Source organism: Paenibacillus sepulcri (assembly GCF_042647105.1).
Taxonomy (GTDB): Bacteria; Bacillota; Bacilli; order Paenibacillales; family Paenibacillaceae; genus Paenibacillus_Z; species Paenibacillus_Z sepulcri.
Genome location: NZ_JBHRUP010000001.1, coordinates 7,091,829 through 7,106,758, shown reverse-complemented (window position 1 = coordinate 7,106,758; position 14,930 = coordinate 7,091,829). Strand labels below are relative to the sequence as shown.

General features: G+C 52.8%; 14 protein-coding genes. 1 reads left to right on the top strand and 13 read right to left on the bottom strand.

The features are described 5' to 3' along the window. The 8 genes from ACFOLF_RS30890 to ACFOLF_RS30855 all read right to left on the bottom strand — a co-directional run bounded on the left by ACFOLF_RS30890 (window position 1) and on the right by ACFOLF_RS30855 (window position 7,836). The gene (locus ACFOLF_RS30890; RefSeq protein WP_379113045.1) at window positions 1-1,584 is read right to left on the bottom strand and encodes a nitrilase-related carbon-nitrogen hydrolase; all 1,584 of its coding nucleotides are present in this window, start codon (window positions 1,582-1,584) and stop codon (window positions 1-3) included. Continuing rightward, on the bottom strand, window positions 1,581-2,540 hold the full coding sequence (locus ACFOLF_RS30885; RefSeq protein WP_210039597.1) for an AIR synthase related protein: 960 nt from the start codon (window positions 2,538-2,540) through the stop codon (window positions 1,581-1,583). The genes ACFOLF_RS30890 and ACFOLF_RS30885 overlap by 4 nt, the downstream gene beginning before the upstream one ends. Next, a complete protein-coding gene (locus ACFOLF_RS30880; protein WP_210039598.1) occupies window positions 2,515-3,681 on the bottom strand; it encodes an MSMEG_0565 family glycosyltransferase in 1,167 nt (388 codons plus the stop codon). The genes ACFOLF_RS30885 and ACFOLF_RS30880 overlap by 26 nt, the downstream gene beginning before the upstream one ends. Window positions 3,682-3,713: 32 nt before the next feature. After that, the gene (locus ACFOLF_RS30875) at window positions 3,714-4,637 is read right to left on the bottom strand and encodes a methylenetetrahydrofolate reductase (RefSeq protein ID WP_210039599.1); all 924 of its coding nucleotides are present in this window, start codon (window positions 4,635-4,637) and stop codon (window positions 3,714-3,716) included. Window positions 4,638-4,678: 41 nt separating this feature from the next. Beyond that, window positions 4,679-5,191: an MSMEG_0572/Sll0783 family nitrogen starvation response protein gene (locus tag ACFOLF_RS30870; RefSeq protein ID WP_210039600.1), complete on the bottom strand. Its 513-nt coding sequence runs from the start codon at window positions 5,189-5,191 to the stop codon at window positions 4,679-4,681. A 51-nt stretch (window positions 5,192-5,242) separates the two neighbouring features. Then, the gene (locus tag ACFOLF_RS30865; protein ID WP_379113042.1) at window positions 5,243-6,193 is read right to left on the bottom strand and encodes an amidohydrolase family protein; all 951 of its coding nucleotides are present in this window, start codon (window positions 6,191-6,193) and stop codon (window positions 5,243-5,245) included. Then, window positions 6,150-6,641 carry an MSMEG_0567/Sll0786 family nitrogen starvation N-acetyltransferase gene (locus ACFOLF_RS30860; protein ID WP_210039601.1) on the bottom strand — a complete coding sequence of 164 codons (492 nt, stop codon included), beginning with the start codon at window positions 6,639-6,641 and terminating at the stop codon, window positions 6,150-6,152. Before ACFOLF_RS30860 ends, ACFOLF_RS30865 begins: the two co-directional genes overlap by 44 nt. Before the next feature lie 64 nt (window positions 6,642-6,705). After that, entirely contained in the window at window positions 6,706-7,836 is a 1,131-nt protein-coding gene (locus tag ACFOLF_RS30855; RefSeq protein ID WP_210039602.1) for an MSMEG_0568 family radical SAM protein, read from the bottom strand. 249 nt (window positions 7,837-8,085) lie between these two features. Between ACFOLF_RS30855 and pdxR the strand changes: the two genes are divergently transcribed. Beyond that, window positions 8,086-9,519 (top strand): MocR-like pyridoxine biosynthesis transcription factor PdxR, encoded by a 1,434-nt coding sequence (pdxR, locus tag ACFOLF_RS30850; RefSeq protein ID WP_210039603.1) that lies wholly within the window; start codon window positions 8,086-8,088, stop codon window positions 9,517-9,519. A gap of 112 nt (window positions 9,520-9,631) precedes the next feature. Here pdxR and ACFOLF_RS30845 read toward each other — a convergent pair whose 3' ends face one another. The 5 genes from ACFOLF_RS30845 to ACFOLF_RS30825 all read right to left on the bottom strand — a co-directional run bounded on the left by ACFOLF_RS30845 (window position 9,632) and on the right by ACFOLF_RS30825 (window position 14,882). Then, window positions 9,632-10,093, bottom strand: a complete 462-nt coding sequence (locus ACFOLF_RS30845; protein ID WP_210039604.1) for an NUDIX hydrolase — start codon at window positions 10,091-10,093, stop codon at window positions 9,632-9,634. A gap of 113 nt (window positions 10,094-10,206) precedes the next feature. Continuing rightward, window positions 10,207-10,632 (bottom strand): GNAT family N-acetyltransferase, encoded by a 426-nt coding sequence (locus ACFOLF_RS30840; RefSeq protein ID WP_210039605.1) that lies wholly within the window; start codon window positions 10,630-10,632, stop codon window positions 10,207-10,209. A gap of 167 nt (window positions 10,633-10,799) precedes the next feature. Beyond that, window positions 10,800-12,596: an asparaginase domain-containing protein gene (locus ACFOLF_RS30835; RefSeq protein ID WP_210039606.1), complete on the bottom strand. Its 1,797-nt coding sequence runs from the start codon at window positions 12,594-12,596 to the stop codon at window positions 10,800-10,802. A gap of 20 nt (window positions 12,597-12,616) precedes the next feature. Further along, entirely contained in the window at window positions 12,617-13,810 is a 1,194-nt protein-coding gene (locus tag ACFOLF_RS30830; RefSeq protein WP_379113039.1) for an asparaginase, read from the bottom strand. A gap of 508 nt (window positions 13,811-14,318) precedes the next feature. Next, window positions 14,319-14,882 (bottom strand): NUDIX hydrolase, encoded by a 564-nt coding sequence (locus ACFOLF_RS30825; protein ID WP_379113036.1) that lies wholly within the window; start codon window positions 14,880-14,882, stop codon window positions 14,319-14,321. Window positions 14,883-14,930 lie beyond the last annotated feature (48 nt).

Sequence of the window (14,930 nt, the reverse complement as noted above, 5' to 3'; positions counted from 1 at the left end):
TCATCTACCTCTCCATCGGACTTGCACCAAACGATCGTACAGATGTGTATTCAAACGTTTCATAAAGGGCCGGCTGCGCACAGCCTCCAGCATTTCCGGATGAAAGGTCTGGCCAAAGTGTTCCTCTCCAGTGTCTCCCTCCTGATGGACCTGGCGGTGCAGGAACAATAAGCTTTCCTTCGAACCCCAGGGAGCCGCTGCCGCAATGATCGCGTCGTTCTCGAACGCCCAAATGCGGCGCATCCAGGTTGCTCCAGCCTCGGATCCGTTACTGCTGACCGCAATGATGTCTGCGCCTTGCTTGGCGAGAACGCGATACGATTCCGGGTAGCGGGCATCTTCTCCTGCCAGAATGCCGACTCTGCCGAATGGCAGCTCGAAGGTACGGAATAGATGAGGATTAAGCCGGTTTCCATGAACAGAATCGGCTTGACCGACGATACCGTCCTGACCGATTAAATAAACGATCCGCTGGTCTCTTCGCGTATCCTTCTCAGCCAAAGCTGCGACGATAAACCCAGATACATCCGCCGCCAATTTCTGCAGCTGTTGTATAATTTCTTCCCCAAGCGCTATTCCCGTACCGATTTCCAGCTCCGGAAGCACATAAACACGGTTTGCTGCCGCTTCTTGCGGCGTTTCGAGCGTCTTAAACGCTGATGTCAACCGTTCCGGGAGCGGGCTGTTATCCGGCTTGCAAGGAACAAGGATGATCTCAAAGGATGCCGGGACCGGCAAATTTCGGGTTTCCCCTTCTTTCCACAGATAGGGGTGAAGAAGCAGCTCCTGATAGGCATGCGGCCGTCTCGAATTCAAGATATGACGGCGTTTCTCTGCATCTAACATAATTGTTCCGAAAACAATTCCTTCGCCGGCGATCTGCATGTCCTGAACATCTCCATCCGGTCCGATAATACCGCTGCCGCCGGTAAATTGCGCCCCTCTCTCCCGGTCGGACCGGTTAGCCGCCACCCAGTACAAGGCATTTTCTTTGGCTCTCAGGCACCAGGTCCTGCTAGGCGGGTTGTTCCCTCCGCCTACCCAGTTCGTCGGGAACGCAATGATATCCGCTTCTTTTAGCGCCGCGATCCGCGTTGGTTCGAAATACATCGCATCCATGCAAATCAGCAGCGCAATTTTCCCGATCGGAGTCTCGAACACCGGAATTTCTTCCTTGCCCTCACGCGCCCATCTCGGATCGGCAGCAAACAAATGCGTTTTACGGTATGAGCCGATGATGCCTTCCGGTCCAATCAACACGGCACTGTTATAATAAGCTCCGCTTGACGGGTCAATTTCCGCCAATCCGGCGGCAACATAGCAATTGTATTGGCTCGCCACGGCGTGCAGCCTGTCTGTCGTCGGTCCGGGTATCGTTTCCACGAACGGCCTGATTTCCTCCCTGCTGTCCCACACGTAGCCGCTTGACGCCATTTCGGGGAATACAACCAGCCGGGCGCCTTGCTCGGCAGCTGTTCCCAGGTAATCGGCCATACGCGACCGGTTAAGCATTACATTGCCATGTTCGGGATTAAATTGTACGGCAGCGACGATAATTTCCTGCTCATGATTGTTAATATTCACTCCCGACCGCTCCCAACCAATGCTTCCTTGCTCCAATCAATCAGCACCGCTTCTTCTTCATCCTTGCGGACGCGGATAAGGGAATCCGCTGTAAGCTCCCCGACGATACTCGCCGTAATACCCTGGGCAGCGAACATGGAGATGATCTCACCACACTGCTGCGGATCCGCGGCGAGGATGAAGCCATAGCCGGGAAACATGCGCAGCCACCATTCCCATTCCACCGATTCCGGCTTCGGAATGTGGTCAAGCCTGACGGTTGCTCCGCAGCCTGCATTCTCCGCGAGCATAGCGATGGTACCCAGCACGCCTGCATTGCTGATATCCCTCGCGGCTGAGGCCGCTCCCATCTCCGCGATCCTGGGCATTAGCTCCAGCCTGGCACGAAGGGCTTCCGGCTCGCGGAAGCTGGTGCAATCCCATTGGGCGTAATGCTTCACCGGCCGCCCATCCAGGTCGATCGCCGCGATCAGCGATTGCCCCGGCTTCCCTTGCGTCCCGCGCAGAAGATGCGTCGCCTTGCCCAATATGGCGGTTCCGACCCCTTCCGCCTCACCGGGGAGAAAATGGCCTCCAACCATCGGAACATCAAGCTTCCGGCAGCCTTCGGCCATCCCTTCGGCAATCAGGGTGGCTGCTTCATCTGTGGGAGCGCTGAGCAGATTAACCATGGCCGTAGGTCTTCCGCCCATCGCATAAATATCACTGACGCTGACCAGCACCGCGCAGTAGCCGGCCCAGTACGGTTCGGCCCGCACCAGCTCTGGCATAATGCCGTCGCAGGACATCAGCAGATAGCCGTCCGGTACAGACAGCACGGCCGCATCATCTCCAATGGGATCCAGCATGCTTGCCCGATCCCAGGGAAACGTCTGGAGGAGCGGCTTAATGTCTTTTTTTCGGCTGATGCCGGATGATTTCACCAGTCCTTCAATCAGCAGCGCCAGCTCGCCCATTCTGCACCATCCTCTCGTATAAAGCCAGATGTTGGTCTGCCGCAGACTCCCAGCTGTAGGCCTTTGCGGCTTCCTTCCCATTCCGGCTCAATTTATAGCTTAATCCGCGATCCTTCACGATGCGGGTCATGCTTGCGGCAATGGAGCCTTCATCTTCCGGATCGGCAAGAAGCGCATGATCTTCATGGATGAGAAACTCCCGGAACACCTCTATCGTGGAGGCGACCACCGGCGTTCCGGCAGCCATCGCTTCCATAATCGCAAGCCCCCATCCCTCCTTCACGGACGGCTGCACGAAGCAATCGGCCAATTGGTAGTAGTCCTGAATCGTGTCCGTATCCGGAGAACCGGCTATTCGAATATCATCCCGGACAGCTTTGTCCAGGCCGTTCAATTCCTGATGGAAGTCATCCAGATAATAGCGGTAATCGAACAGCGTTGTTCCACCAGCAATGACCAGGACCGCATCCGGTATGGAGCGTTTTACCTCGGCGAAGGCGCGCAGCGTCCGAATCGTGTTTTTGCGGGGTTCGATGCCGCCCAGCGTGAAATATACCGTTTTGTCAGCCAAGCCATATTTTTTCTTCAATTCCCTTTTATCGTCGCAAGGTTTGAAGAAACGATGGTCCACGCCGTTGTGGATGACGGTTGAGTTGCGACCGATATCGTCGCTCAGACGTTTCCGCCAGTAATCGCTGACCGTGATTAAGGCTTCAGGGCGGATAACTGATTTCTGTTGGCAATCCACCAGAGCGGGTGTCGTAAAATCGTCCAGGTGATGAACGGTCCGGATGAAGAAGGGGACTCTCCCCTTCTCCTTCAACCGGCTGAGACTGTTTGCGCTGATGCAATCCTGCACATGATGAATATCGAACTGCTCAAGCGGTTCTGCTTCCAGGCCTGCCGTATAGGTCTCGATGTACCGGATAACCCGGGACTCGAACGTCTCGCCGGCCCTTGCAGAGAACGGTATAACTCTCTCTTCCGCTTCTATCGGCCGATAAAATCCGCTTGTGCCGCCAAGACCCAGAGCGAAAACCTTGACCTGGCACCCGCGCCGGTTCATGGCTTCCGCCAGAGCCAGCGTGTGCACGACACCGCCGCGAGGTTTGGTATTATACGTATAGAGAGCAATTTTCATCGGAAGCCTCCTTCTCTTCAGGAAGCATAGCGTTATACGCCCGCATCCATCAGATGAGCTGCATTCAGCCCAGCCAGTCGAACGACTTTGTTCACGCTGTCTTCCGCCCCTCCGATGGGACGGATATGAATGCCCTTGATTCCTTCAATTTCCCGCAGCTTTCCGATCAGCTCAGCGGCGATCGCAAGCCCTTCCTCCTTGGACTCGGTCTCCGAAAGACGAGCCTTGAACGAGTCGGGAATAACGATGCCGGGAATACGCAGGGCCGTATCGATATGCGCCGCATCCCGCAGAGGCAGAATACTGGCCATAATGGTGATGCGTTTATGAAGATCGCGGCGCCTTGCCTCCTCCATCCATTCTCCGATCAGGTCCATATCGAACACCAGCTGGGTACGCACGAAGTTCGTACCCCCGTCCGCCTTGGCCTCCAGGCGGTCAATCAGCTCCTTGATTGGCTTACCCGCGATATTCTCCACCGTACCGATCGTGAATACCGGTTTCTCCTCCATGAGCGTGCCGTCGAAGAGTCTGCCTTCATCGACAAATTTACGCACATAGCTAACCAGCTCCATCGTCTGAAGATCATATACCTCCTTGGCATCAGGCTCTGTCCCGACCTTCGCGGGGTAGCCTCCGAGGATCGCAATATTCTTTACTCCGATGGCCGCAAGGCCCAGCAGATCGCTTTGTATAGCCATCCGGTTCCGGTCGCGCAGGTTAATCTGGACAATCGGTTCAACCCCGACCTGACGCACGAAGAATGCGCCGACTACGGGTGACAAACGGGCGATTGCCAGGAGATTGTCGCTGAGGTCGACCGCGTCGACGGCACCGCGGTACCGGATCGCCTGCTCGACGAGGGGCTGCGGATTCCAGCTGCGGGGCGGGATCAATTCAGCCGTAACGATAAAATGCTCCGGCGCGAGCTTTCCTTTTTCCAATAATAATGTCATATCGTACCTTCCCTTTCTTCATGCTGCGCGGCATGGAGCTGTTAAATTTGGAATGTGCTCAAGATGAAGGCGCCGGCGCGGGAATATTCGATCAGGCAATCCTGAAGGTCAAGCGGATGGCATGGGATAGAGCCTTCAATCAGGTCTTCCTCGCGATGGCCGTGCAGGCCAAGGCCAAAGCGGCATACATATACTTTTCCGCCCTCCTTGATGAAGGTGGCCAGACTGTCGTTATGGTTCATTTGCCCTGCAAAAGCGGAGCTGCCGACTGCCGGGAAGCCGCGCGTGGCTATCGCATTCATCGCCCCGGTGCCGTAGAAATAAATCGCCGTCTCGAAGCCTTTGCGCTGCGCCCGGATCGCCTGAAGAATGGCAACGTAGGACAATGAGGATTCATGCGCGATACCGTGGACGAGAGACAGAAACTTGTCGCCCTCATTCGCCTTGTAATCCGGGAACACCTTCGTTTCTCCGTAAAGCCTGGAGCCGGCAGGCAGAGTCGGGTGGGGAATCTCATTCATCGATTTCAGTTCAAGTTCTGTAAAATTAGCCATTATACATCATCCTCCAAAAGATATTTTTATATGGAAAAGAGCGTAAAGCTCTTATGCCAGCTTGCTGAAATACTGCTGCTCGGCGTTGCCCCAGAAGATTCGTTCCTTAATTTCGTCCGATACCCTGGCGCCCTGTATTTTCCAGAATTCACTTTCAAAATCGCTCCAAGGCTCATCACAGCCGAACATAACCCGGTCCAGACCGATTCCTGTCCGATCCAGCTCCTGCAGCAGCTTGCGGACCGCAAATCCGATGGCCCAGCTGGTATCAAGATAGACGCGGTAATGCCCTTCGATCAGATCCTTCCACTGCGACAAAAGCCGGATATGACCGCTTACTCCGCCGCCCATATGAACCAGATGAATTTTCAGTTCCTTGCCCCAGCGTTTGATGATTTTGAAAAATCCCGTAATATCGGAGCTTTCACCTGGGCTTGTGTGAAAATGAATCGGGATATCCCGGTCGATCGCTGCCTGGAAAATGGCTTCATGCTGCCGGAGCGTCGGCTCATCCCATTTATCCGGATCCGATGTGCCTCCGAGCAAATAACTCATCTTCATGGCGATGATTCCCGGCTGATCAAGCATTTGCAGGGCCGAATCGGTCAGCCCGCGATTTCTCGGGAGGCCGGATACCCACAATGCTCCAGCCACCCTGCCGCCTTCCTGCCCGGCCAGCTTCACGACCAGTTCATTATGGCTGAACGGCTGCTCCTGCACGGGTATGCCATAGTTCGGGATAATCAGCGTCTTCTCAATTCCCCGGCATTTCATAAAATGGTCCAATTCTTCCCTGGTTTCCGGGCCCGGATCAGCCGGCGAAACCGGCACCTCCGATTCATAGAAGGGCCATGGGTCCAAACAGCCGACGTGATTGTGCACGCTGTATACTCTTCTTCCAATCGCCATCGTAAGCGGCTTCGCCTCTTGAATCAGAGGCTCGCCCATTCCCTGGCCTTCAGCTGCCGGCAGTTTGCCGGCGCTTGCGTGATTGTGCATCATGCACATCTAAATCCACCTCCATTCGTTGATGTGGATGGTCCCGGATCGAATATAGAGCCCCGGCCTTGCGCCATCCCAGCTTCTCAAACAGCTTCACATTCTGCTCCTGCACCTGGGCCAAAAACCGCTGGACACCACGCCGTCTCATCTCTTCGACCGCAGCCTCGATAAGATAAACCCCGATGCCTCTCAGGCGATAGGCTTCATGGACAGCCAGTCTCCCTCCCCACCAGACTCCCTCCTCTTGTCTGTCGGGATAGCAGCGGACAGTCCCCATCAGGACAGACCCGCTGCCCCAGGCGTTCAGATAGATGGAGGAGGAGTCTTCGTCATCCTCATCGGTTTGCTCAAACATGCCCTGCTCGTCTACAAAAACCCGGCGCCGCAGCAGCAATGCCGCTTCCATTTCCTCGCCGCTGGCAGCCAGCCTCACATCGCAATTTCTCATGGACTCCTCCTCTTTAGACCACCAGACTATTTCCGCCTGCTCCGCCAGTTAATCACCTTGGTTTCTAGACCTGCAGCTTTTCAAAGGATGGCAGAGCGGAGCAGGCGCCGCACTTGGCGCAGCCTGCCATGCTGCTTGCGGAAGTCAGCTCGGCCTCGGCTAGCAGACCGGCAACATTGCGGTACATCTGCTCCATATACACCGATGACGGCGGTTCCGCATGCTCAAGCAGCGTGCCGCGCAGAGGGCGAAGCGGCACGACAAAGGGGTACACGCCCATAGCTGCAGCTCTCGCGCAGCCGGCAAGCGTAAGCTCTGGGTCCTCCCCCATCCCCAGGATGACATATGTGGTGACCTGGTTCTTGCCGAATACCGTTACCGCTTTTTCAAATGCGCTGAAGTAGGTCTCCAGCTTTATGGCGGATTTGGAGGGCATCATCTCACGCCGGACCCGCTCATCGAACGATTCGACATGAAGTCCGATCGTGTTTGCGCCGGCATCCTTCAGAACCTGATACAGCCCATCGTCATCAGGCGGCTCGCACTGCACCTGTATGGGAAGATTGCTGATCTTACGGATGGCTCTCACGCAAGCGGCCAGGTGAAGCGCCCCCCTGTCCGTTTCATTCGGGGTGCCGGTCGTCAAGGTAATCTGCGTGATTCCATCCAATCGTTCGGCTGCCTGGACGACCTCTGCGAGCTGCTCCGGACTTTTTTTGGCAATGGTAGCGCCTGCCTCCAGCGAATGACCGATGGCGCAGAATTTGCACCGGTCATTCGGACTCCACCGGATACAGCTCTGGATGACCGTACTGGCCAGCACATCCGAGCTGTGGCGCACCGCAATTTTGTTATACGCAATGCCGTCTTTCGTTGTCAGATCATAAAACTTTGGACGGCTGACGGGATCGAGATACATTAACGTCTTGCCTTCAAACTGAAGGGCGTATCCATCATCCCCTTCCACCAGCGTATAAGGCGAGCTTTCCGCCGGTCCATTAAAGGCGGGCAGCATGACCGTCGTGCTTCCCATGCGAAAGGCTGCATCATCCGATGGCCCCGCTCCTCCCCGGCGGCCGGCTTCCATCCTGCTTTCTGTTCGAATGCCCTTATTCTGAAGATCGACCAGCCGCCAGGCAATCTCGGAAGACGGAAATCCGCTGCCGTCCCCTGCCCGTTCCAAGGAATCCTTCATATTCATCCACCTTTCCTGCTGTTGGTCTTCTGTATGAATAATTGTTCATGTCACTTTATATAACAAATAATAGAGGAAAATTTGCGTGTGCACCTCATCCACTGGAGCGTTAATTTGCTCATCCAGCTTGTTATGTCAGGTCTGGGACGTATTTCTATGCTATCATGGTCCATATATGGTACTTTTGTTCACATAATCATCAGATGTTGACCAAATCGTCATGTTATAGTCGGAAGGGAGCAAAGGGGCATGGAATGGAAACCTGCAAAGTCGTCCGGCATAGCCGTTTATAAGCAAATCGCGAATGATATTGAGCACCGGATTATAAGCGGCGAGTTTCCATCTGGAAGCTGGCTGCCTTCCGAACGGCTGCTCGCCGCCCGGCTTAATGTCAACCGAAGCACCGTCATTTCCGCCTATGACGAGCTTCACGCGGCAGGGCTTGTCAAACGGGTGAAAGGCACCGGGACTCTTGTCAGTACGGAGTTATGGAATGATGCGGATAAGCGCCTTCCCGATTGGGAGAGTTACGTCAAGGGCGGATTCTTTCAGCTGAACAATCCGATCAACCGGCAAATCTATCAGCTCGTCCACTCCGGGGACGATATTGTGAATTTTGCTGTCGGGGAACTGAGCCCCGATCTGCTTCCGGTTTCCTTCATGCAGCATATACAACATACAATGGAGATCAGTCAGTATTTGGGGTATGAGCATATACAAGGAAATCTCAAGCTTCGCGATGCCATCTGCGCGCATCTGAAAGCTTACCGCAGCATTGATTCGGCATCCTCTTCGCTCCTGATTACATCGGGGGCCCAACAAGCCCTGCATCTGATTATCCAAAGTCTGCTGAATCCGGGGGATGCCGTTATCATTGAGGATCCTTCTTATGCCTTTTCTTTGCCAATCTTCCATTCTGCGGGACTGCGGACTTTCCCCCTGCCGACATTCGAGGATGGTATTGATCCGGACGAAATCCTTGCTCTTCACAAGAAACACAGGATCAAAATGATTTTTCTCAATCCGAACTTCCAAAATCCGACCGGCACCCTGATTAGCATGGAAAAAAGGCGGAAGGTGCTTGATATTTCAACCAAATACGGAATACCCATCGTGGAGGATGACCCATACAGCCTGACCGAATATGAAGGCCGCAGCGTGCAAACCTTGAAATCCATGGATAAAGACGGAACTGTCATCTATATCAGCTCCTTGTCCAAAATCATCGCCTCAGGCCTGCGGATCGGCTGGATTCTGGGGCCGCGGTCGATCGTCAACCGAATGGCCGACGCCAAACAGCAGATTGATTATGGACATCCCAACTACCCGCAGTGGATTGCCGCCCAGCTGCTCTCTTCCGAGCAATTTGATGCACATATCCGGAAGCTCCGGCATGGGCTTAGGAACAAACGCGATAGGATCATCCGCTCATTGGACAAATATTTTAAGGGCAGCGCCGATTATTTCGTGCCCGAAGGAGGAATCCATCTTTGGTGCAAGCTCGCCATCGAAGGAACTGAACATCAATTGTTCAAGGAGGCGGTCAAGCAGGGGGTTGTATTTGCGCCGGGCACCACGCTTGGCTCTTCTACATGTCATATCCGTCTGACCTTCAGCCGCGCGGACGATAATGAGATTGAGGAAGGAATACGGAGACTGGCAGAAGCAGCTTCAAGATTATAAAAAAAAAGCCCTGATTCCAGGACTTAAGGATAATCAATATTGGGCCAGCACGAGAACGAATGCCAGATTCGCATAAGAAGAGCTGTTCGGGCGAAGAAGACTCTAAGCCGGCCTATGCCCAGCCTGACTTGATATATCCCGCTTTTCTAAGCGTCATCTCGGCATACGGATTAATCCCGTCAATGCGCCGGTCAATCGAAAAATAGCGCAGCTCCAATCCCTCGTCGTCCTGAATGGACGGAGTCCCTGTGACATCCAAAGCTTCATAAACGGCCATAACGTTATAAATTTCATCGCCATGAGGGTATTTATAATACATATCTTTGCCGGACAACAAGGTTATAAAACGAAAAGAGCCCGCCCTTAATCCGGCTTCTTCATATAATTCGCGTGCCGCCGCTTCCTCCAGGGATTCGCCGAGCTCCAGCGCCCCGCCAAGGGTTCCCCAGTCCAGACTGTCGGTTCTTTTCTGCAGCAGCAGTTGGCCTTCCTCATTAAATACCAGCACGCAGGCACCTGCCATAATCAAAGGCTGTGTGCCGACATATTTTCTCAAATCCGATATATATCCCACGAGGCCGTACTCCTTCTTCTTTAATTAACTATGAATCCCAGAATTTAATCTATAATCCGAGTCCTTTGCCCGCGTATACGAGGTCAATCAAGTCAGCCAACGATCCCTTTCCGTTACTTTTTGACCCTTAGCAAATCAGGCGCTCTTCTCATAAATCTCTCGCTGTCCCTCACAAAATCATACTGCTCATATAATTCATGCGCATCCTTTGTTCCCAGCAATCCCATTAAATTTTTCAAACGGTCGGACGCCGTGATATGTTCAATCAATTTCTTGCCCAGTCCCAGTCCACGGAAGCTCTCATCAATATATACATCGCATAACCAGTACATCGTCGCATTATCTGTCACCACACGCGCAAAACCAACCTGGCGCTTCTCTTTATAGATCCCGTAGCACAGCGAATGATGGATAGATTGTTCAATAACTGATTCCGACCGCTTATTGGCCCAATAGCTTCTCGCCAGAAAGCCCTTGATTACTGCCAAATCAAGCAGTTCCTTATCCTCGCTGATCAGATATTCATTCTCCACAAGCATCCCTCACCTTCCCATTTACGCTCCCCTTTGGAGAGCAGCAATCCATTATTCCAGGAATGGAATACACTCCCTATTGTAATATATCATAAAAGAAGACCATGCCCCTTTGCGGAAAAATCCGCGAGAGGCATGGTCTTTCAATCTATCGGTTCTGTATGAATCCGGCTTTAGGAGGCAGCCGGAAGCTTGACGAGTATGGCCACTGCTTCCGATCTGGTTGCCGTATCGTTCGGAGCGAACATGCCGCCGCTGCGGCCTCCGATGATGGCGTTGTCCTTGGCCGCTTTTACCGCGCCTTTGGCCCATGCCGGGATTTTGGCGTCATCCGCGAATCCCGTCGCTGTGCCGGCACTCGTGTCCAGCTTCATCGCTTTCGCAATCATAACAGCCATCTCGGAGCGTGTAATTGTCGCGTCCGGCTTGAATGTACCGTCGGAATAGCCGCTGACGATCCCGGCTTTTACCGCTTGAGCAACAGCATCTGCTGCCCAACCCTTGATCTTGGCGTTATCTTTGAAAGCAAGCTCCGCTCCTGTTCCTTGAGGTTTCAGGGCGTTGATCAGCATAACCGCAAATTCAGCACGGGTCAGCTTCTGATTCGGCTTGAACGTGCCGTCGCTGTAGCCGCTGACGATGCCCTCAGCAACTGCCTCCTCAATGGAAGCCATTGCCCAATGCCCGGCAATATCCTTTAATGCAACAGGCACTGGCGGAGCAACCGGCGGTGTAGCTGGAGGCATATCCACTGGATCTGCTGTACCCTCGACATCCGCCGTGCTGATATCCTGCCTGCCATATGTGGCGAACCAGCCTTTAATCGTTTGGAAATCCTTGGAGAAAGCCAGTGACACGAGCAGCATCATCCGGGCATGCTGGGCATTCAGATTATCCCCGGCAATAATGCCTTCGCTATCCGAAGGATACATGGTTCCCGAACCCGTTCTCGTCGTTGTGACGAAAATAACACCCTGTTTGATGGCCTCGGTGCGTGCAGCGCTCATTTTCGGCGAGATTCCGCCTGCACCTGTACCGGCGGTAACAATCCCCTTCGCACCGTCAGCTACCATTCCCTTGATACCCCCGCCGTCGGCGTCCTGGTAAGCGAATGCGACCTCGACCATCGGCAGATCCGTCTTCTGGATCTTGCTCAGGTCGAAAGGCGTCTTCCAGTCTGGCTTGCCTGCTTTCAAAGCTCTATCATTCAGACGGTAGATGGAAATATTGTCTTGATCGATATAGCCCAGCGAGCCGAGTATCGGCGTCTTGAACGTATCGAGACGCTGCGCGTTTGTTTTCGTTACTTCCCGGGCAGCTTGAATCATATCGTTAAGCATAATCACTGTGCCGTACCATTTGGTCTTGCCGCTTCCCGCCAGTTTAATGGCGTTGTACAGATTGGCCGGAGCGTCGGTGCCAATAACGTCCCAAGGACGCATTGCACCCGTTACGACCACCGGCTTCTCGCTTTGAACGGTCAGATCGAGGAAATAAGCGATATCCTCCATCGTATCCGTACCGGATGTGACGACAACGCCGTCATAGGTTTTCAGCGCCTGATCAACAGTCAGCGACAGATCGTACAGATCGCCGATCGCATAGCTGCCTGAACCTTTATTGCCGAATTGATACGTGGATACATCGGCAATTTTATCTTTTCTGGGCAGTTGGGCCACCATATCTTCAATTTTGTAGGTGCCCGACTTGTAGTTTTGTAAATTGGTAGGATCTCCGTCGTTGGCCTGCCCGGAAATCGTACCGCCCGTCCCGATAACAAGGACGTTTGGCATTGCAGAAGTTTTGGACGCATCGCTGAGAGCAGGAAGCGGAGGCAATGCGGCCGGTTCGTCTGCGGCAGAGGCTGTAGAAACCAAGCCTCCAGCCGGAATCGACAAGCTGAGAAGGAGAAGTGCAAGAAACGGAAGAAGCAGTCTTTTTCCAAATAAGCCGCTAGACATTGATATCATGTAGCCTTACCTCCTGTGTGTTATGCTTTCGGCGCATCAACAACAACATTTTGCGTGCCGTATGTGGCAAACCATTTTTTAATCGTCGGCTGATCCTTGGAGAAGCCCATCGAAAGCAGCAGCAGCATACGGGCATGCGTCGCGTTCAGGCTATCGCCGGCGATAATGCCGTCGCTATCGGAAGGATACATCGTTCCCGAGCCTGTTCTTGTCGTCGTAACGAAAAGGATACCTTTTTTGATCGCTTCGCTGCGCGCTGCGCTCATTTTCGGCGAAATTCCGCCTGCTCCTGTACCGGCTGTAACGATGCCTTTCGCTCCGTCGGCAATAAACCCATTAATTGCGCCTGCGCCGGCATCCTGATAAGCGTAAGCAATTTCAACTTGCGGCAGATCCGTTTTGCTGATTTTGGTCAGGTCAAACGGTGTTTTCCACTCTGGTTTGCCCGCTTTGCTCACTCTGCCCGGTGCGCGATAGATGGAGATGTTGTCTTGATCGATATAGCCCAGCGCTCCAAGAACCGGTGATTGGAATGTGTCCAGGCGCTGCGCGTTGGTTTTCGTTACATCGCGGGCTGCTTGTACAATGTCATTAAGCATAAGCACTGTACCGAACCATTTGGTTTTGCCGCTAGCTGCAAGCTTAATGGCGTTGTACAGATTGGCAGGAGCATCTGTGCCGATAACATCCCACGGGCGCATTGCGCCGGTAATGACAACCGGCTTCTCGCTTTGGACAGTAAGATCGAGGAAGTAAGCGATATCCTCCATCGTATCCGTACCGGACGTAACAACGACGCCGTCGTAAGTCTTCAGCGCTTGGTCAACCGTCAGCGACAAATCATACAGATCACTGATCGCGTAGCTGCCTGATCCTTTGTTGCCGAATTGGTACGTGGACACATCGGCGATTTTTTCCTTTTTCGGCAGCTGGGCCACCATATCTTCGATTTTATATGTTCCGGATTTATAGGATTGCAAATTAGTAGGATCTCCATCGTTTGCTTGTCCCGAAATGGTACCGCCCGTTCCGATAACAAGAACGTTCGACTTCGTTGATGCATCTTTTACTTTTACATCAGGAATGGAGAAGGTAGTCCCGGCTGCTGGAGCATCCGCTGCAAAGGCACCTACTGCCGTTACGCTTAGCAAAGCCATTACTACGAAAGGGACGAGGAAGAATCTGGCCAATCTTTTTCTGCTGATTAAAGTCACTTAAACTACCTCCTAATGTAATATATGAATTTCCGCATGCTCATTATACGTCCATGTCATATTATATTACAAGATAAATTTATCACGCTAAAGCAACCACGCAAGAAATAGAGTTATCAGCAATATTTATGTTAGTTTTTATTACGTTTAAATGACGCAATTTCTAAGCATCCTGTAGATGCTTTGTTTCATTATTTGGTTGCTTTTGGCTTTTATTTGCCCAAAACTTGTCATGTACTCCTAGCACTTTGATATGAATTTTCCTTTTAGTCATTCAACAAGTGGAAAGTTATCTAAAATTATGGATATGAAAAAAAGATACGTAAGGACACACACGCAAACACTGTGTATGCTTAAGTACCTTTTATCTAATCTGTAATCACTGTTATCTGCTAACCGGCACTCTTTCAAGAAGGAACTCTCTCAGCTTATTATCTGACCACTCATACATCTCCAGCAGCTCCTGATAAGGATCACTTGACATCTTCAGATATGCCGCCATTTTGTCTCATTCCGGAGCATCCGATCGGATCAGATGCGCCAGCTTGTACAGCTCCGCGATATCATGACGATCAGAGGCCTCCAATCTTCGCACAGCTTCTTCAATTTCCACAACGTCTACGACGGCAATCTGCTCGGCATCCGGCGGATTAAGCGGCTTTCCGACGAGCTCAACCTCCCCATATCCAACCAGCCTGATGAAATGGGGATGGGGAATATGGGCTCTGAAAGGGTTCTCTGCGAATGACCGGCATTTGAAATGACCGAATATTTCATAATCCAGCAGATTGGCCCCCAGCTCCTCCTGAACTTCCCGCCGCAGAGCTTCCCGGTAGTGTTCATTCGGCTCCAGCGTCCCGCCAGGCAGCTCCCATCTACCGTTATCCGACTGGATCATGACATATCGATTCCCGACGGTAGGGATTATGCTGATATTGCTGATCAACGATTCATCGGTCGGTGATTCTACGGTAAACCGGGACTTCACGATGTCCCAATCTATCCATCCGGATAAGGTTGGCAGACCGCTTAGGTATGCTCGCCTCCGGTTCGTGCCGTGGTTGTTTTCCACTGGATGATTCCACTCATTTGCTTCTATGCGTATCGCCCCGCCCTCTCT

Coding starts and splice junctions, on each gene's coding strand:
- ACFOLF_RS30870 (WP_210039600.1), bottom strand. CDS start 5,191: ATGGCTAATTTTACAGAACTTGAACTGAAATCGATGAATGAGATTCCC.
- ACFOLF_RS30875 (WP_210039599.1), bottom strand. CDS start 4,637: ATGACATTATTATTGGAAAAAGGAAAGCTCGCGCCGGAGCATTTTATC.
- pdxR (WP_210039603.1), top strand. CDS start 8,086: ATGGAATGGAAACCTGCAAAGTCGTCCGGCATAGCCGTTTATAAGCAA.
- ACFOLF_RS30840 (WP_210039605.1), bottom strand. CDS start 10,632: ATGCTTGTGGAGAATGAATATCTGATCAGCGAGGATAAGGAACTGCTT.
- ACFOLF_RS30835 (WP_210039606.1), bottom strand. CDS start 12,596: ATGATATCAATGTCTAGCGGCTTATTTGGAAAAAGACTGCTTCTTCCG.
- ACFOLF_RS30865 (WP_379113042.1), bottom strand. CDS start 6,193: ATGATGCACAATCACGCAAGCGCCGGCAAACTGCCGGCAGCTGAAGGC.
- ACFOLF_RS30860 (WP_210039601.1), bottom strand. CDS start 6,641: ATGAGAAATTGCGATGTGAGGCTGGCTGCCAGCGGCGAGGAAATGGAA.
- ACFOLF_RS30855 (WP_210039602.1), bottom strand. CDS start 7,836: ATGAAGGATTCCTTGGAACGGGCAGGGGACGGCAGCGGATTTCCGTCT.
- ACFOLF_RS30880 (WP_210039598.1), bottom strand. CDS start 3,681: ATGAAAATTGCTCTCTATACGTATAATACCAAACCTCGCGGCGGTGTC.
- ACFOLF_RS30885 (WP_210039597.1), bottom strand. CDS start 2,540: ATGGGCGAGCTGGCGCTGCTGATTGAAGGACTGGTGAAATCATCCGGC.